Here is a 17318-nt window from a genome sequence, read left to right as displayed (position 1 = left end):
AACTTAATTTAAGGTTTTTTTAAGGTTTGTAGTTTAAAATTCTACACCTAAAAAATTCACAAAAGGTGTGATAATGAAATTTACAAAATCAATTAGAGAAGAAGATGTTAAAAGAGATTGGATATTAATAGATGCTAAAGATAAAATTTTTGGTAGGGTTCTTACAGAAATAGCCACATACTTAAGGGGAAAACATAAACCTTTTTATACACCTCATGTAGATTGCGGCGATTTTGTTGTGGTTATTAATGCAGATAAGGTAAAATTTTCTTCAAATAAAAAACTTGGAGACAAATATTATAAACATACGGGATATTTCGGAAGCGTAAAAGAGGAAACAGTTGAAAAACTTCTAAAAAACAATCCTGAAAAATTATTTAAACTGGCTACAAGAGGAATGCTTCCAAAAACAAAACTTGGAAGAAAAATGCTTAAAAAACTTAAAGTTTATGCAGGTGAAAATCATCCTCATACAGCTCAAATAAAGGGTAACTAATGAAAATGCACGGAAAAATTTATTCAACAGGAAAAAGAAAAGAATCAGTGGCTAAAATTTGGATAAAAGCCGGTAGCGGTAATATTACAATAAACGGTAAAACATTAGATGAATTTTTAGGCGGAAGAGAGGCTCTTAAACTCAGGGTTAAATGGCCTTTAATGCTTACAAAACAGGAAACTTCTGTAGATGTGGAAGCTAAAGTTTTTGGAGGAGGTTTTGCTGCTCAGGCTGATGCACTTAAGCATGGTATTTCAAAAGCTTTAGTTGAATATGCGCCTGAATTCAGAGCTGTTTTAAAACCTGAAGGTTTACTTACAAGAGATGCGAGAAAAGTTGAAAGAAAAAAATACGGGAAAAAGAAAGCAAGAAAATCTCCACAGTTTTCAAAAAGATAAGTTTCTTCTTTTTTTTCTTCTTATTATTTAATAATAGTGACAGACACAATTAGTATAAATGCAATATGGAAATTGTAAAAGTTAAATTTTCCATTTTACATTATTTATAGGGGTTTTATATGAAAGTTTCATTGGTTTTAAGCGGAGGTGGTGCGAGAGGATATACTCATATTGGTGTTATTAAAGAATTAAAAAAGTATGGTTTTGAAATAATATCTATTTCCGGTACTTCAATGGGAGCGTTAATAGGGGCTCTTGAGGCATGTAACAAACTCGAAGTATATGAAAATTGGGTAAAAAATCTTGATGTTTTGGATATGATAAAATTTTTAAACAATCCTTTGGCAAAAAACGGCTGGCTAAACGGGGATAAAATATTTAATAAAATAAAAGAACTGGTAGGTGATTATAAAATAGAAGATTTGCCAGTTAAATTTACGGCTGTTGCAACAGATTTGAACAAAAAAAAAGAAGTCTGGTTTCAAAAAGGACCTTTGTGGGAAGCAGTTAAAGCTTCAGCTTCTATTCCCGGAATTTTTCAGCCGGTTAAATTAAACAAAATGCTTTTGGTTGATGGAGGAGTTCTCAATATAATGCCAATAGCCCCTGTTATGAGTGATATGAGTGATTTAATAATTGCTGTTAATTTATATGGAAATGATAAAGAAATAAAAATAAAATTATCTAAAGAAGTTAGAAAAAAACAGAATTTAATGGAAGAGATCTGGTACAAAATTTTTAAAGAAAAACAAGACCCCGTGAATCAGTCAATTGATTTAATGATGGATACTATATTTAGATACAGAAGAGCCGAATACAGCGCGGATATTGAAATAGAAATACCGGAAAATATAGCGAAATGGTATGAATTTCACCGGGCAATAGAACTCATTAAAATAGGTGAAGAATTTACAAAAGATGCCATAAACAGTGCAAAAAAGAAGGGAATAATAAAAGGTGAAAATAGTGAAAGTGTGAAACAGTTAAAATGGTGAATAAGAAATGAAAATTAATGATATAATTTCAAAAAAAGGAGAAAAAGTGGAAAAAATTCATACTTCAAATGCTCCTGAAGCAATAGGTCCATATTCTCAGGCTATTAGGCTCGGAAATATGATTTTTACTTCAGGACAGATTGCTCTAACTCCGAGCGGAGAATTTTTAAATTCTGATATAAAAACACAAACAAAACAGGTTTGCGAAAATTTAAAAGCTGTGCTAAATGCAGCGGGGGCAAAAATAGAAAATGTGGTAAAAACAACAATATTTTTAAGCGATATAAATGATTTTACCTCAATGAATGAAATTTATGGTGAATATTTTTTACATAAACCTGCGCGCAGTACCGTTGCGGTAAAAGAGTTGCCAAAAGGTGCAAAAGTGGAAATAGAGTGTGTGGCGGTAATAAGTTAGTGGTGAAAGTGTGAAAATAGTGAAAATGGTGAGTAGTAAATTATGAATTGTGAATGATGAATGTTAGATTATTTAACATTTATAACTAACCTTAAATTTTACTTAATTTAAGGTTAGTTTAAGGAAAAATGTGTAATATTTCACACTAAAAAAGAAAAAAGGAAGCATATGTATGCGGTTATCAGACACGGCGGTAAACAATATAAAGTAAAAGTAGGTGATGTACTTGAACTTGACAGAATTGAAGCAGAGCCAAAAAGTGATATTGAAATTAATGAAGTTTTATTAGTAAAAAGCGATGATACAAAAATCGGTACTCCTGTGGTGGAAGGAGCAAAAGTAGTTGCTGAAGTTATTAATCACGCAAGAGGAAAAAAAGTTATAATCTTCAAAAAAAGAAGAAGAAAAGACTCTAAGAAAAAAAGAGGATTTAGAAGAGATTTTACAAGAGTTAAAATTAAAGAAATTAAAGCATAATTTAAGGAGATACAATGGCACATAAGAAAGGGCAAGGTTCTACACAGAATAACAGAGATTCTGCCGGTAGAAGGTTAGGCGTTAAAAAATTTGGTGGAGAATTTGTAAGAGCCGGGAATATTATTATCAGACAAAGAGGAACAAAAGTTCATCCCGGAAACAATGTCGGACTTGGAAAAGATCATACTATTTTCGCATTAATAGACGGATTTGTAAAATTTGAAATTAAAGATAAAAACAGAAAAAAAGTTTCAGTTTATCCTGCAAAATAAACTTCTAAAAGGCTTTGCCTTTTTTAATTTTGAATGTTGAGTGTTGAATTATAAATGAAATTAATTTTAAATTCAGCATTTAACATTTACTTCTAAATATCTAACATTTAATTTTTAAAATCGGAAATTAAAGATTCTGTTTTTTTATGTTAAAATTCTCAAAAAAAGGATTAATTTGTTTGTAGATAATGTCAAATTAACAGTCAAATCAGGCAAAGGCGGAGCCGGATGTGTCAGTTTCAGAAGAGAAAAATTTGTTCCAAAAGGCGGGCCTGACGGAGGAGATGGGGGAAAAGGCGGAGATGTTACAATTATCTGTGACAAGAATACCCATACTTTATCTCATTTAAAAGGGAAAAAGCTTCTTAAAGCAAAAAACGGCAGGCCAGGGGAAGGACGTAAAAAACATGGAAGTGGGGGCGAGGATTTAATAATTAAAGTGCCTCCTGGGACAATAATAAAAGATGCAAATACAGGCGAAATTTTACTTGACATGAAAAAAGACGGTGAGAAGAAAATATTGCTTGAAGGCGGAAGAGGAGGGCTTGGAAACTGGCATTTCAGAGGCCCGAGACAGCAGCTTCCAAGATACGCCCAGCCGGGAGAGGAGGGAAAAGAGCTTGAAATAATAATGGAGCTTAAATTAATAGCGGATGTTGGGCTTGTCGGTTTTCCTAATGCGGGGAAATCAACACTCATTTCCACTTTATCTAATGCAAAACCCGAAATAGCAAACTATGAATTTACTACACTTACTCCAAAACTCGGAGTTGTAAAGGTAGATGATTTTAGAAGTTTTGTAATGGCCGATATTCCGGGAATTATTGAAGGGGCTCACGAAGGTAAGGGACTTGGCCTTCAGTTTTTAAGACATATAGAAAGAACAAAAATAATTCTTTATATGATAGATATGGCTTCTTTTAGAGAGCCTTTTTATCAGTTTGAAACATTGAAAGAAGAGCTTAAAAATTATTCCGAGATTTTAGCTAATAGAAAATATGCCATAGCTTTAACAAAATCAGATATTGCCGATAAGAAAAAAATAGAAGAATTTTTTGAAAAATTTGGAGTTGTAAAAACAGAATGCAAATATAGGGCAAATCCTGATTATCCTTGCTATTTCCAAGAAGACACATTTGTTTTGCCTATAAGTTCTGTAAGTAATATTAATATAGATTCTTTAAAATATGCATTAATGAATTTAGTAGAAAGTGTAAACAATGAAGAGACTGATATTTAAAGTAGGGACTGCGACGTTATATGAAAACGGAAAACTTTCAGAGAGAATGGATAAAATTGTTGATTTATTAGCAAAACTTAATAAAACATATGAAATAATTTTGGTCACTTCAGGTGCCGTGGGGGCAGGTTATACGAAATGTCCTATGGATAAAAATAAACTGGAAAACAAACAGGCTCTTGCGGCGATAGGGCAGCCTTTATTAATGAGGGAATATAAAGAAAGATTTCATAAATACAATATTACAGTAGCTCAGGTTTTGGTAACGGCGGCAGATTTTGACAGTAGAAAAAGAAGCAGCAATGCAAAAAAAATGATAAATGTTTTGCTAAAAAATAAAGTTATTCCAATTATAAACGAAAATGATTCAGTTTCTGTAGAAGAGATAATTTTTGGAGACAATGATCAGTTGAGTGCTTATGTAACATATTATTTTGGGGGTGATTTGCTTATAATGCTTAGCGATATTGATGCTTTTTATACGGACAATCCTAAGAAAAATCCTAACGCCCTGCCTATTAAGACTGTAAAAGAAATAAAAGACACCTGGTTAAATGCCGAATGTAATCCCAATGATAAATTTGCAACGGGGGGCATTGTAACAAAACTTAAAGCGGCCAAATTTTTAATGGATAGAAAAATACCTATGTTCTTAACCAACGGCAATGATTTAAAGAGTGTAAAAGAATTTTTAAAAGGAAATCATATTAAAGGAACGCTGTTTATAAGTGAATAGTGAGTGGTGAATTGTGAGCTTGCCCGGCTGCTTGAAAAGCGGCGGGGTTGTGAGCTTGCCAAGTAGCCAAATTCTAAGTATGCAAGTTCCAAGTAGCCAAGTTGCCAAGAAGCTAAGAGGTCAAGTTTAGAGTGAAAAATGAAAAGTTAAAAGTGAGCTTGCTCACCTGACCGTTTGAAAAACGGCTATGGTGAAAAATTAAAAGTGTAAAGTGAAAAGGTGAAAAATGAAAGCGGTTGCAACGAACAGAAAAGCATATCATGATTATGATATTTTTGACAAATACGAAGCCGGAATCGAGCTTAAAGGAAGTGAGGTAAAGGCCCTGAGACAGGGAAGAGCGAATTTAAAAGATTCATTTGTAAAAATAAAAGACGGCGAGGCCTGGTGGATGCAGGGGCACATAAGCAATCTCGACACTACTTATAAGGCCTTTAGGCATGATGAAAAAAGACCCAGAAAACTATTGCTTCATAAAAATGAAATAGCAAAACTTGCCGGATATACAAGTGAAAAGGGTTATACATTAGTTCCTCTTAGGATTTATTTTAACAAAAGAAACAGGGCAAAACTCGAAATAGCGGTTGCTAAAGGAAGGCAGCTTCATGACAAAAGAAGGGTAATGAAAGAAAAAGAGCTTCAAAGAGAAGCAAGAGCTGCTATGAAAAGATACGGGTTTTAATTTAAAATATGGATAAAAAGATGTTAAAATTTATATTGTTTATACTGTTTTTTACAATAAATTTTCTTTTTGCCGGGAACGATTTTTGGATAAATTTTCATTCCAAATTGGATAATTCTTTAACAAAAGAAGAATTTTTATTTAAAATGGAAAAATTTGAACCTAATTATTCAGATTTTATAAATAAATTAAGCAATAAATATTTTGACAAGCCTTATAAAAAATTAACACCTGTGCAAATTCTCGATTTTCAGCAAAAAACCAAAAAAGAATTCGTAAAATATAATCATTACGGAGAATGTGTTTCAAGCTATATGAATGTTAAAGAAAAAGCCAATAATTATAATATGAATGATAAATATCAATGTTCAGAATTGGTTAACAGATTTTACAGGAAAGTTTTTCATATAAAAGTTATTCAAAGAAACGGGATTGCCACGGCTAAAGAATATAATAACCTGACAGGAAGTTTTAATTCTAAAAAAATAAAAGTAATTTATTATCAGGTATCGAATATTAATATTAAAGTAAAACCAAGAGCCAGTTTTGCATTTAAAAATATCAATGATATAAAAAGAAAAGGGGATAATTACATTTATTCTAAAAAATTTAATAGAATTTTTGAAGAACATCCGCCTGTAAACGGAAGTATTTTATCTTTTGCCAATAATTTTCATTCCAAATCTAATATATATTTTGGGCACACCTGTATTGTAAAAAAAGTTGTAAAAATAAAAAATGGATATACAATATACTGTTTTGAACAGAATGTAATCAGGAAAAAAACTCATACAATTTCTGTAAACAGGCATATAAATTTTTTGAAAAAAAACGGTCACTGGATAGAAATAGGAAGCGGGATATTAGGTCCTTATATAGGAAGGATAGGGCCTGTGATAGGGTGGAGTATCCCTTGTTATGTTGATAAAACCTATATAATTACTAAAAGAAATTTTTTAAAATTAATTACGCAGCTGATTAATTTCAGATATTTAAATTTATACAAGTGGCAAAATAAAATATTAAAACCTTTTCAAAATTATCACTCTTTTTATGTAACAAAAAGATTTTTTAATAAAATAATAAATAATATTATAGCTTCAGAAAAAATAAAAAATGAAAGTTTTTTTGAAAAATTAATTTCATGGTTTTAATTTTTGACTAAATTTTTTAAATCTTCCAAAACTTTTACTGCGTGACCTTTTGCTTTTACCTTTTTATATTCTTTTACAACTTCACCTTCAGGATTGATGATAAAAGTTGAGCGGATTACTCCCTCATATTCTTTTCCATACATTTTCTTTTTGCCCCATGCCCCGAATTCTTTTAATACTTTTTTTTCTTCGTCGCTTAAAAGCGTTATTTTTAATCCGTGTTTTTCAATAAAATTACAGTGTTTTTTAGCAGAATCAGGACTTATTCCTAAAATTACGGCGTTTAGTTTTTCAAATTCATCCAATAATTGGCTGAATTCTTTTGCTTCAGTGGTACATCCGGGTGTGTTGTCTTTTGGATAAAAATAAAGTATTATCCATTTCCCTTTTAAATCTTTTAAACATATTTCTATATTGTCCTGATTTGGGAGGCAGAAATTTTTCATGAATTTCCTTTTTTTATATATAATAATAAAAAAATATTAACAAGGGATTAAAATGGGTATTAAAAATTTAACATTACGCACCATAATGATTATTATTGTATTGTTAGCCTCAATTTTTTTAACATTTTATAATGTAAGGGATTTTTTAAACTGGCAACATACTTTAACCATAAAAAAAGAGCTTTCAAGCATAATGCAATTAAGCAGAAGCCTGAGCCTTTTAATTCACGAAACACAAGAAGAAAGGGGTATGAGTGCCGGGTTTATAGGAAGTAAGGGAAAAAAATTTGTTAATTTACTTGCTAAACAGAGAAAATTGACAGATGAAAAAATAGCGATGTATAAAAAAGTACTGAAAAGTATTGACGTCTCTTTTTTGGATAACGAAACAAAAAAATATATTAACATACTGAATAATTATCTTTCAAATATCAACAATATAAGAGCCAAAGTAGAAAATTTAAAAATTTCTTTAAAAAATGAAGTTAAATGGTATACAACAATGAATTCATATATGCTGAAAATTATAGGAAATACTGCCAAACTTGCCCCTAATGCGAAAATTGCAATGGAGCTGGCCGCTTATTCAAGTTTTTTAAAAGCAAAAGAAAGAGCGGGGATTGAAAGGGCAGTTCTTAGTGCAACATTCGGTGCAGATAAATTTTTGCCAGGGATGTATACCAAATTTGTTACATTGGTTGCCGAACAAAAGGCTTTCAATGATGATTTTTTAACATTTGCAAATAAAAATATCAAAGAAATGTATTTTAAAATAATAAAAGCCCCTTCATTTAAAGAAGTCGAAAAATTAAGAGAGATTGCCATTTCTAAACATAAAACAGGAAATTTTGAAGTTGATCCGGTTTATTGGTTTAAAACTATTACTGAAAAAATAAACAGGTTAGAAAAAATTGACGATAAAATAGCTAATATTATTCAAAATGATATTAATAATATTCATGCTTATCCATTAGTGTTTATATTGGGAGTTTTGGCAAACATATTTATGATAATTCTTGGAATAACAAGTGTAAAAAATCTTGAAATGAAAATTAATTCTTTAAAATCGTTAATATTAACGATTGCCAAAAGTAAAGATCTCTCCATTGATATAAGAATATATGAAAATGATGAATTCGGAGTCATAAGAAAAAGTTTGAGAGAATTTGTCGAAAGTTTAAGAGAGGTGCTCTCTTCTGCGTATAACAGCTCAAATCAAAATAAATCTGTATCTGTAAAGCTTAAAAAAGATTTTGAAATTATAGAAAACAATATCAACAGAGAAAATGAAATCATAATCTCCACCGCCGAAGAATCCAGACATATTGAAGAAAATTTAACCAATGAGGCAAATTCTTCTGAGGAGATTAAAAATCTTATTTTAAAAGCAAATGATGCATTGGGATATACCATTTCTGAAATAGAACGGGTCATAAAACAGATTCAGGAAAATTCCCAGAATGAAAACGATTTGGCCATGAAAATGAATGAACTTACGAATAATGCCGAAGGTGTAAAAAGTATTTTATCAGTAATAAAAGAAATAGCCGAACAGACTAATCTTTTGGCGCTTAACGCCGCAATTGAAGCGGCAAGGGCGGGTGAACACGGAAGAGGATTTGCCGTTGTTGCGGATGAGGTTAGAAAATTAGCTGAGAGAACCCAGAAAAGTTTGAGCGAAATAGATGCGACTATTAATGTAATTGTTCAGGGAATCAGCGATGCAAATGAGGAAATGAACCAAAATGTTCAAAAAGTTAATGAAATTGCCGGAGTTGCAAACGATGTTCAGGGAAAAATAGAAAATGTTTCGACTAAAATGAGCAATGTTGTTAATAGTGTGGAAGAAAATGTAAACGCCGTTAATGATATTGTTAAAAAAATGCAGGAATTCAGTGTTCATATGAATAAAATTTTAGAACTTTCAGCCAATAATGAAAAATATATAGAAGATAATGCAAAAACTATTGACAATATTTACCGTTTAGCAGATGCTTTAATGAAAGAACTCTCACAGTTTAGAATTTAAAAGAGCTTAAATTGCCCTTTTAAATTCCGGATAAGCTTCTATTCCGCATTCTTTTACGTCAAGTCCTTCCACCTCCTCATCTTCGCCTGCTCTGAAATGTATAAATTTGTTTATAATATAAAGAATAATATAAGAAGCAATAAATGCAAAAATTCCAACTACTATAACACCTTTGATTTGAGCAGCTAAACTTACACCTTTTCCCCAGATTCCGGTCGCAATTGTTCCCCAAATTCCGTTTACCAAATGAACTGAAAGTGCCCCCACCGGGTCGTCAATTTTTAATTTATCAAAAAAAGGCACGGCATAAAATACCAAAATTCCCGCTATTAACCCAACTATAATTGAAGCAACAGGGCTTAACACATCCGCACCCGCCGTAATTGCCACAAGACCTCCTAAAGCTCCGTTTAAAATCATTGTGATATCAAATTTTTTATATGTTAGATAACTCAAAATCATAACAACAAGTCCGCCGATAAGACCGGCATTGTTTGTATTCATAACAACCATCGCCACTGTGTCAGCGGCATTTTTGCTTGAAATGCTTCCCACGCTTCCGCCGTTAAATCCGAACCAGCCTATCCATAAAAGCAGAGCGCCCAATACTACCAAAGGAATATTACTGGCAGGAACCACTTTTACTTTGCCATCTTTATATCTTCCTTTTCTAGGGCCAATAATTAATATTGCAGCTAAAAGTGCCCATGCACCGGTTGAATGGATTACTGTTGAACCTGCCAGGTCATGCATATTTGAAATATCAAGAAATGTTCCTTTAAGCAAATCGGCTCCCCATGTGAAATTAACAATTAGAGGATATATGAGCCCTGCCATAAAAACTGTAAAAATAGCAAGTGGAATTATCCTTGTCCTTTCACTAACTCCTCCGCTCATAATATTAACGGTTTTACCTACAAATGCCATTTGAAACAAAAATGCGGCATACATACTCATAGAGCTTTCATTCCAGCCTCCAAAAGCCAATGTATATCCCCAAAAGAAAAACACCAAACTTGCAACAATATAAATCATGGTATTAACCGTTAAAACGGTTGATACATTTTTTGTCCTGACAAGCCCGGCTTCAAGCATTGCAAAACCGGGTACCATTAAAATAATTAATGTAAATGCAAACAGTGCAAAAAAGGTGTCGACTACCCATGCCATATCCATTTTGCCCTCCTTTTATTCGGCTATTTGGCCACTTGTAACTTGGCTACTCACAACTCACAACTCACAACTCACAAGATGAAGATAAAGAAAAGAAAAAAGTGATTAAATTTTAATCAATTGAAATTTTGGATATTAGAAGTTCGGCTTTTTCTAAAGCGTCTTTTGAATTTTTGTCGCTTACTAATAATACTCCCATTCTTCTTCCAGGATGAGAATAAGGTTTTCCAAAAACTATAAATCTTGAATTAGTGCTGAAAATTTCTTTATCAAAATTAAAAACAGGAGTATAAGAAGTTTTATCTGCTTTATAAGCGGCACTTGCCCCAGGTGTAAGGAATTCAAAACCAAGAGGCAGATTTAAAACGGCTCTTATATGAAGGGCGAATTCGCTTTGCGTTTGGGTAATCATTGTTACAAGTCCGGTATCGTGAGGGCGGGGAGAAACTTCGCTAAAATATACCTCATCGCCTTTTACAAACATTTCTACTCCGAAAATTCCTCTTCCTCCAAGACCTTCAACTATTGTTTTAGCTATGTATTGGGCTTTATTTAAGGCTGTTTCATTCATTCTCATTTCCTGCCAGGAAAAAATATAGTCTCCCCCTTTTTGAATATGTCCAATTGGAGGGCAAAAAACAATTTCTTCGTCATTTTTAGCTGTAAGAAGGGTTATTTCATAATCGAAATCAATAAACTCTTCAACTATCAGTTCATCTGCACTTCCCCTGGCATCTGATTTTGCAAATTCCCAGGCGGTTATTATTTCTTCAGAAGATTTTACTATACTTTGTCCATGCCCCGAAGAGCTCATAACAGGTTTTACCACAGCCGGATAGCCGAGTTCTTCGCAGGCTTTTTTTAAATCTTCATAGTTTGTTACAAATTTGTATTTACTTGTTTTAAGTCCTAAAGTTTCAGCCGCGAATTTTCTTATGTTTTTTCTGTTCATTGTTTTATTAACAGCTTCGGCGTTTGGAATGATATGAATACCTTCATTTTCGGCTTCAAAAAGAGCTTCTATGTTAATAGCCTCAATTTCGGGCAATACGAAATTGGGTTTTTCCCTTCTTATTACATCAAGAACTTCATCTTTATTTTTCATATTAATTACATAATTCCTCCCAGCTACAAGCATTGCCGGTGCGTTTGGATATCTGTCCACCGCAATTACCTCACATCCCAGTCTGTTGGCTTCTATCGCCACTTCTTTTCCAAGCTCACCTGAGCCAAGAAGCATTATTTTTATTGAATTGGATTTTAGTGGAGTAGTCAATTTCATTTTATCCCCTTAATTTTTTAAATATATCATTAAAATTTATTTCAATTTTACATTTTGCATTAATGGTTATTTTTTCATTTGAAAAATCACCTATTTTTTTAAATCCATCTTTGTTTTCATAAACTTTTGCCATTTTAAAATCCGGATATGCAAGTATATAAAATTTCACTCCCTCTTTTTCGTAAATTTTAAATTTTTCATTTTCATCAATTCTTGCGGTTGAAGTAGAAATTACTTCTACAATTATTTCCGGTGCTTTTGTAATAAAATTATTTTCTTCATTGCAAATCATTGCAACATCTGGTCTTAAAACAGTAGTTTCATTTACAATATAATCTTCTTCAACTATTACAATACACTCTTCACATTTATTGTCATTTATGGAATTTCCAATTTGAATTGCAAACATTGTAGAAAGATATTGATGATTGATAATGGGGCTAGGTGCCATAGCAATTGGAAAACCCTCAATTAATTCCCAATCGCCTTTCCATAGTTTATAATCTTCATAGGTATATTTTAAAATAGGTGCTGCCATAATTTACCTTTTTTTAAATAATTATACCATTTATTGATGTATATCAAAAAAGTTTTTTTAAAGTAGTGGTAATATTGTTTTAAAAAAAGGAGATGACTTGAGGCTTAATGAACTAAAAATTGGCGAAAGCGGAATTATTAAAAAAATTTTGGCAAAAGAACCTTTAAAAAGCAGGCTGTTTTCGATGGGGTTTGCAAGAGGAGAAGAGGTAAAGGTTTTAAAACACACACTTGCAAAAAACACTTATGAAGTAGAAGTTAACAATATCCCGGTAGCATTAAGAGAAGAAGAAGCTAAAGAGATTGAAGTAAGGAGAGAAAATGAAAGAGATTAAAGTAGCCCTTGTCGGTCAGCCCAATGTCGGGAAAAGCCATTTAATCAATTCCATTTCGGGCGCAACGCTTCATGTCGGAAACTTTTCAGGCGTTACGGTTGAAAAAAAAGAAGTGGAGTTTGTTAGAGACGGTTACAAAATAAAGCTTATCGATTTACCGGGCACTTATTCTCTTCATACATATACACCGGAAGAAGATGTAACCAAAAAATTTTTACTAAATGAGGAATATGATTTAATTTTAAATGTAGTTGATTCAAATCAGATTGAAAAAAATCTGGTTTTTTCTTTTCAGATAGCGGATTTAGGGAGGCCTATGGCAATCGCTTTTAATATGTATGACGAATATTCAAGGCAGGGCGGGGAAATTGATACAGACAAGTTTTTTAAACTTACAAACATAAAGGCCGAAAACGTTTCGGCAAAAGAGAAATTTGGATTGGAAGAACTTTTTCAAAAAGTAATTAAAGCATATGAAGAAAAGAACATTCCAAAAATTTATTATTCTGAAACAGTGGAAGAGACAATCGAAAACTTAAAACCTTTTATTAAAGACTGTGATAAATTTTCAAAAAGATTTGTGGCGATAAGACTTCTTGAAGATGATGAGGATATTTACAAAATAATTCATGAAAAACCATGGTTTGCGGACTTAATGCCCGAACTTAAAAAATCAAAAGATATTTTAAGGGGTGAATATTCTGAAGAAGATACAAAAACCATTCTTTTTGAAGAAAGACTTGCTTTAGCAAAAGGAATAGTCACCCAGATAGCAAAAAAAGCAAAAAAAGAGACTTTAACAGAAAAAATAGATAAAATTTTAATTCATCCTATTTTAGGGCTTCCTATATTTTTATTTGTAATGTGGGCTATTTTTCAGTTAACGTTTTCTTTGGGTGCAGTTCCAATGGACTGGATTGATGCCGGATTTAATATTTTTGGAAGTTGGGTTGGAAATGCAATGCCCGAGAGTATGATAAAACAAGCACTTGTTGAAGGTGTAATTCCGGCAGTCGGGGCGGTTGTTATGTTTTTGCCAAATATCCTGATTTTGTTTTTGGGGCTAAATCTGCTTGAGCAGACCGGTTATATGGCAAGGGCCGCTTATGTGATGGACGGTGTTTTAAAAAGATTTGGACTGCAGGGGAGGGCATTTATTCCTCTTGTATCAGGTTTTGGTTGTTCAGTTCCTGCATATATGGCGGCAAGAACGCTCAAAAATCCAAAAGACAGACTTATAACAATGCTTGTTATAGGATTTATGAGCTGCGGGGCCAGACTTCCTATTTATGTATTATTGGTAAGTGCTTTTTTTGCACCTTCACTCCAGGGCGATGTTATGTTTGCCATTTATCTGGGCGGTGCCTTGACGGGGCTTATTGTTGCAAAAATATTAAGAATAGTTTTATTCAAAGGGGAGCCGGAGCCGTTTGTTATGGAACTTCCAAAATACAGATTTCCAAAAATAAAAGCTGTTATTTTTGATTTATGGGTAAAAACAAAACTGTTTTTAAGAAAAGCGGGTGTTTTTATCGGTATTACAGCATTTGGTATCTGGTTTTTAAGCGCTTATCCGAGAGCCGATATTGTTAAAAAATATGAGCCTTTGATTCAAAGTGCAAACGCAAATCAAAAAGAAGTTTTAGCAAATAAAATGCAGCAGGAAATTTTAGAAAATTCATATATAGCCAGAGTGGGAAAATTAATGGTACCTTTTACAAAGCCTCTTGATTTGGGATGGAAGGAAGATGTCAGTCTTCTTGTGGGACTTGCCGCAAAAGAGGCGGTTGTCGGAACTATGTCCGAATTATACGGAATTGGTGAAGCGGATGAAACAAGTAAAGCATTAATAGAAAAAATAAAAAATTCTATGCCGTTTACTGCTGCGGTTGCAATGATTATAATTGTTATGTTTTATTCCCCGTGTGTTGCAGCCATGAGTACATTTTATGCAGAAGTGCCACAGTGGGCCTGGAGAATTTTTTATACGGTTTATCCAAACGTATTTGCCTATATTGCGGCGTTTATAGGGGTTAGTTTGATAAAACTCTTCTCTTAATCTCTTTTTCATTATTTTTTTTTAAGTTTTTTTTGATATTATTTCTTTTAGACTTCATAAAATTTTTTCTACATTCAAAGGAGAATAATGTATTCAGGAATTACTGTTATTAAAAGAAACGGCAGAAGAGAACTTTTAGATATTTCTAAAATTAGAAAATATACCATGGCTGCCTGTGAAGGTCTTGAAGGTGTGGATTACAGCGAATTAGAGCTTGATGCAAAGCTCCAATTTCGTGACGGAATTACAACAGAAGAGATTCAGCAGACGTTAATTAAAACAGCTGTTGATAAAATCGATATAGACAGGCCAAACTGGAATTTTGTTGCCGCAAGGCTTTTTTTATACGATTTGTATCATAAAGTCTCAGGCTTTACAGGTTATAACTCTTTAGAGGAATATTTTAAAAAAGGCGAAACTGCAGGCAGGATTTTACCGGGGCTTAAAGAAAAATATGATTTAAATGAACTGAATGATTATATAAAACCCGAAAGGGATTTGCTCTTTACTTATCTTGGAATAAAAACGCTTTATGACAGATATATCATTAAAGACAGGGAAAATAACCCTATAGAACTGCCTCAGCAGCTTTTTATGGGCGTTGCCATGTTTCTTGCTCAAAATGAAACAAATCTTTCTTCTATTCCAGAAGAAGATAAGGAAAAAATAAATTTAAATGATGTAAAATCAATTAGAGGATATTGGGCTAAGAAATTTTATGATGTAATTTCTAAATTTGAAGTAATGGTAGCAACTCCAACTTTATCTAATGCAAGAACTACAAGGCATCAGCTCAGCTCTTGTTATGTAGGAAGTATGAACGATAATATAGAAGGTATTTTTGATGATTATAAAGAGATGGCACTTTTATCTAAATTTGGAGGCGGAATTGGATGGGATGTAAGTAAAATAAGGGCGCTCGGAAGTTTTATCGACAACCATAAAAATGCTGCAGGCGGAGTAATTCCATGGCTAAAAATTACAAATGATGTGGCAATTGCGGTGGATCAGCTCGGAACCAGAAAAGGGGCAATAGCCGTTTACCTTGAACCATGGCACATGGATATTATGGACTTTTTGGATTTAAAGAAAAATTCAGGGGAAGAGAGAAGAAGGGCGCATGATTTATTTCCCGCTTTATGGATTCCTGATTTATTTATGAAAAGGGTTTTAAACGATGAACTATGGAGCCTGTTTGACCCGTATGAAACTAAAGATTTGACTGATTTATACGGGGAGGAATTTGAAAAAAAATATATAGAATATGAAAACGACCCGAATATTACAAAAGAAAAAATAAAAGCAAAGGAATTATGGAAAAAAATTTTGCTTGAATATTATGAAACAGGCAATCCGTTTCTTTGTTTTAAAGACAATGCCAACAGACGTAATCAAAATAACCATTCAGGAATTATCAGAAGTTCAAACCTTTGTACAGAAATATTTCAAAATACCGAGCCGAACCATTATAAGGTAAAAGTAACTTTTGAAGATGAGAGTTTTTCTGTTTTTGAAGAAGATGACGAAATTGAGGTGGAAAGCGGAGGTGTAAAAGTAACTAAAAAAGCCAAAAAAATAACTTCGCTTGATTCAATTGAAGGTAAAAAAGTTTATATTGTTGAAAAAGTGCCATTTGGCGGGAAAACAGCTGTTTGTAACCTTGCGAGTGTAAACTTAAGCAAAGTAAATACACCTGAAAAAATTGGCGAGGTTGTACCGATTGCTATCAGAATGCTTGATAATGTAATTGATTTGAATTATTATCCGGTTAGAAAAACAAAAGATACGAATCTTAAAAACAGGGCAATCGGTCTCGGGGCAATGGGTGAAGCCCAGATGCTGGCCGAAAGACAGATTTTTTGGGGAAGCGACAAGCATTTTAAAATAATAGATGAAATATTTGAAGGCATCAGTTATCATGCAATCAGTGCAAGCTGTGATTTGGCGAGGGAAAAAGGAAAATATCCCGAATTTGAGGGCAGCAGATGGTCTAAAGGCATACTTCCTATGGATACAGCCAATGAAGAAGCTAAAAAACTTGTTGAAAAAGATTTGTTTACGGCAATGAAGTATGACTGGGAAGGTCTAAGGGAAAAGGTAAAAGGCGGAATTAGAAACGGATATTTAATGGCCGTTGCGCCTACGAGTTCCATTTCTATTTTGACAGGAACAACCCAGACAATAGAACCTGTTTATAAAAGAAAATGGTATGAGGAGAATTTAAGCGGACTTATTCCTGTAGTTGTGCCAAATCTCAGTGCCGAAACCTATATGTTTTATACTCCGGCGTATGAGCTTGACCAGAGAGTTTTGGTAAAAGCCGCCGCAATAAGGCAAAAATGGATAGACCAGGGGCAGAGTCTGAATATATTTATTACTACAGACAAAGCAAGCGGGAAGTATCTCCATGAAATTTATATACTTGGATGGAAACTGGGATTAAAATCGTTTTATTATTTAAGAAGCCAGTCTCCTGAAATAAAAGAAGAGGTGATGGACAGAAGTGTTGAATGCTTCGGGTGCCAGTAATTAATGTAAAATTTAAAATGGAAAATGTAAAATGAAAAAATATAAAAAACTATTGAATAT

18 protein-coding genes are annotated in these 17318 nt (G+C 32.9%); 14 read left to right on the top strand and 4 right to left on the bottom strand.

The window, feature by feature from the left end; translation table 11 throughout:
• The first annotated feature begins 73 nt into the window (after positions 1 to 73).
• The 10 genes from rplM to DZ65_RS0103060 all read left to right on the top strand — a co-directional run bounded on the left by rplM (position 74) and on the right by DZ65_RS0103060 (position 6868).
• Positions 74 to 496, top strand: a complete 423-nt coding sequence (rplM, locus tag DZ65_RS0103105; protein ID WP_024787209.1) for a 50S ribosomal protein L13 — start codon at positions 74 to 76, stop codon at positions 494 to 496.
• A 5-nt stretch (positions 497 to 501) separates the two neighbouring features.
• The gene (gene rpsI, locus DZ65_RS0103100; protein WP_024787208.1) at positions 502 to 894 is read left to right on the top strand and encodes a 30S ribosomal protein S9; all 393 of its coding nucleotides are present in this window, start codon (positions 502 to 504) and stop codon (positions 892 to 894) included.
• Between the two features lie 119 nt (positions 895 to 1013).
• On the top strand, positions 1014 to 1889 hold the full coding sequence (locus DZ65_RS0103095; protein WP_024791182.1) for a patatin-like phospholipase family protein: 876 nt from the start codon (positions 1014 to 1016) through the stop codon (positions 1887 to 1889).
• 7 nt (positions 1890 to 1896) lie between these two features.
• Positions 1897 to 2307: a RidA family protein gene (locus DZ65_RS0103090; protein WP_236617338.1), complete on the top strand. Its 411-nt coding sequence runs from the start codon at positions 1897 to 1899 to the stop codon at positions 2305 to 2307.
• Between the two features lie 168 nt (positions 2308 to 2475).
• Positions 2476 to 2784, top strand: coding sequence for a 50S ribosomal protein L21 (gene rplU, locus DZ65_RS0103085; RefSeq protein WP_024789411.1), 309 nt, complete (start codon positions 2476 to 2478; stop codon positions 2782 to 2784).
• A gap of 14 nt (positions 2785 to 2798) precedes the next feature.
• Positions 2799 to 3056 (top strand): 50S ribosomal protein L27, encoded by a 258-nt coding sequence (gene rpmA, locus DZ65_RS0103080; RefSeq protein WP_024787205.1) that lies wholly within the window; start codon positions 2799 to 2801, stop codon positions 3054 to 3056.
• A 175-nt stretch (positions 3057 to 3231) separates the two neighbouring features.
• Positions 3232 to 4296 (top strand): GTPase ObgE, encoded by a 1065-nt coding sequence (gene obgE / locus DZ65_RS0103075; protein ID WP_024791180.1) that lies wholly within the window; start codon positions 3232 to 3234, stop codon positions 4294 to 4296.
• Entirely contained in the window at positions 4277 to 5032 is a 756-nt protein-coding gene (gene proB / locus DZ65_RS0103070) for a glutamate 5-kinase (RefSeq protein ID WP_024787203.1), read from the top strand. Before obgE ends, proB begins: the two co-directional genes overlap by 20 nt.
• Positions 5033 to 5258: 226 nt before the next feature.
• On the top strand, positions 5259 to 5714 hold the full coding sequence (gene smpB / locus DZ65_RS0103065; protein ID WP_024787202.1) for an SsrA-binding protein SmpB: 456 nt from the start codon (positions 5259 to 5261) through the stop codon (positions 5712 to 5714).
• Positions 5715 to 5734: 20 nt separating this feature from the next.
• On the top strand, positions 5735 to 6868 hold the full coding sequence (locus DZ65_RS0103060; RefSeq protein ID WP_024787201.1) for a CHAP domain-containing protein: 1134 nt from the start codon (positions 5735 to 5737) through the stop codon (positions 6866 to 6868).
• On the opposite strand, the gene bcp is transcribed toward DZ65_RS0103060, so the two are convergent.
• A complete protein-coding gene (gene bcp, locus DZ65_RS0103055) occupies positions 6865 to 7314 on the bottom strand; it encodes a thioredoxin-dependent thiol peroxidase (protein ID WP_024787200.1) in 450 nt (149 codons plus the stop codon). The genes DZ65_RS0103060 and bcp overlap by 4 nt on opposite strands.
• A gap of 52 nt (positions 7315 to 7366) precedes the next feature.
• On the opposite strand from bcp, the gene DZ65_RS0103050 reads away from it, so the two are divergent.
• On the top strand, positions 7367 to 9343 hold the full coding sequence (locus DZ65_RS0103050) for a methyl-accepting chemotaxis protein (RefSeq protein ID WP_024787199.1): 1977 nt from the start codon (positions 7367 to 7369) through the stop codon (positions 9341 to 9343).
• 6 nt (positions 9344 to 9349) lie between these two features.
• Here the strand turns inward: DZ65_RS0103050 and DZ65_RS0103045 are convergent, their stop codons facing one another.
• The 3 genes from DZ65_RS0103045 to DZ65_RS0103035 all read right to left on the bottom strand — a co-directional run bounded on the left by DZ65_RS0103045 (position 9350) and on the right by DZ65_RS0103035 (position 12336).
• Positions 9350 to 10519, bottom strand: coding sequence for an ammonium transporter (locus DZ65_RS0103045; RefSeq protein ID WP_024787198.1), 1170 nt, complete (start codon positions 10517 to 10519; stop codon positions 9350 to 9352).
• Positions 10520 to 10628: 109 nt separating this feature from the next.
• Entirely contained in the window at positions 10629 to 11798 is a 1170-nt protein-coding gene (gene purT, locus DZ65_RS0103040; RefSeq protein ID WP_024791179.1) for a formate-dependent phosphoribosylglycinamide formyltransferase, read from the bottom strand.
• 1 nt (position 11799) lies between these two features.
• A complete protein-coding gene (locus DZ65_RS0103035) occupies positions 11800 to 12336 on the bottom strand; it encodes a Uma2 family endonuclease (protein WP_035003079.1) in 537 nt (178 codons plus the stop codon).
• A gap of 97 nt (positions 12337 to 12433) precedes the next feature.
• Between DZ65_RS0103035 and DZ65_RS0103030 the strand changes: the two genes are divergently transcribed.
• The 3 genes from DZ65_RS0103030 (at position 12434) to DZ65_RS0103020 (ending at position 17258) form a co-directional block, all read left to right on the top strand.
• The gene (locus DZ65_RS0103030; RefSeq protein ID WP_024787195.1) at positions 12434 to 12670 is read left to right on the top strand and encodes a FeoA family protein; all 237 of its coding nucleotides are present in this window, start codon (positions 12434 to 12436) and stop codon (positions 12668 to 12670) included.
• Entirely contained in the window at positions 12657 to 14729 is a 2073-nt protein-coding gene (gene feoB, locus DZ65_RS0103025; protein WP_024787194.1) for a ferrous iron transport protein B, read from the top strand. Before DZ65_RS0103030 ends, feoB begins: the two co-directional genes overlap by 14 nt.
• Positions 14730 to 14828: 99 nt before the next feature.
• Complete coding sequence (locus DZ65_RS0103020; protein ID WP_024789401.1) at positions 14829 to 17258, top strand: ribonucleoside-diphosphate reductase subunit alpha; 2430 nt, start codon at positions 14829 to 14831, stop codon at positions 17256 to 17258.
• The last annotated feature ends 60 nt before the right edge of the window (positions 17259 to 17318 follow it).

Origin of the sequence: Lebetimonas sp. JS032 (assembly GCF_000523315.1) — a bacterium.
Taxonomy (GTDB): Bacteria; Campylobacterota; Campylobacteria; order Campylobacterales; family Nautiliaceae; genus Lebetimonas.
This window is presented reverse-complemented; position numbering and strand designations above follow the sequence as displayed.

Bases quoted from the DNA above. Each gene is read 5' to 3' on its own strand.
- DZ65_RS0103035 (WP_035003079.1), bottom strand. From the start codon at position 12,336: ATGGCAGCACCTATTTTAAAATATACCTATGAAGATTATAAACTATGG.
- DZ65_RS0103045 (WP_024787198.1), bottom strand. From the start codon at position 10,519: ATGGATATGGCATGGGTAGTCGACACCTTTTTTGCACTGTTTGCATTT.
- DZ65_RS0103060 (WP_024787201.1), top strand. From the start codon at position 5,735: ATGTTAAAATTTATATTGTTTATACTGTTTTTTACAATAAATTTTCTT.
- bcp (WP_024787200.1), bottom strand. From the start codon at position 7,314: ATGAAAAATTTCTGCCTCCCAAATCAGGACAATATAGAAATATGTTTA.
- proB (WP_024787203.1), top strand. From the start codon at position 4,277: ATGAAGAGACTGATATTTAAAGTAGGGACTGCGACGTTATATGAAAAC.
- rplM (WP_024787209.1), top strand. From the start codon at position 74: ATGAAATTTACAAAATCAATTAGAGAAGAAGATGTTAAAAGAGATTGG.
- rpsI (WP_024787208.1), top strand. From the start codon at position 502: ATGCACGGAAAAATTTATTCAACAGGAAAAAGAAAAGAATCAGTGGCT.
- smpB (WP_024787202.1), top strand. From the start codon at position 5,259: ATGAAAGCGGTTGCAACGAACAGAAAAGCATATCATGATTATGATATT.
- rpmA (WP_024787205.1), top strand. From the start codon at position 2,799: ATGGCACATAAGAAAGGGCAAGGTTCTACACAGAATAACAGAGATTCT.
- DZ65_RS0103090 (WP_236617338.1), top strand. From the start codon at position 1,897: ATGAAAATTAATGATATAATTTCAAAAAAAGGAGAAAAAGTGGAAAAA.
- DZ65_RS0103050 (WP_024787199.1), top strand. From the start codon at position 7,367: ATGGGTATTAAAAATTTAACATTACGCACCATAATGATTATTATTGTA.
- feoB (WP_024787194.1), top strand. From the start codon at position 12,657: ATGAAAGAGATTAAAGTAGCCCTTGTCGGTCAGCCCAATGTCGGGAAA.
- purT (WP_024791179.1), bottom strand. From the start codon at position 11,798: ATGAAATTGACTACTCCACTAAAATCCAATTCAATAAAAATAATGCTT.
- DZ65_RS0103095 (WP_024791182.1), top strand. From the start codon at position 1,014: ATGAAAGTTTCATTGGTTTTAAGCGGAGGTGGTGCGAGAGGATATACT.
- rplU (WP_024789411.1), top strand. From the start codon at position 2,476: ATGTATGCGGTTATCAGACACGGCGGTAAACAATATAAAGTAAAAGTA.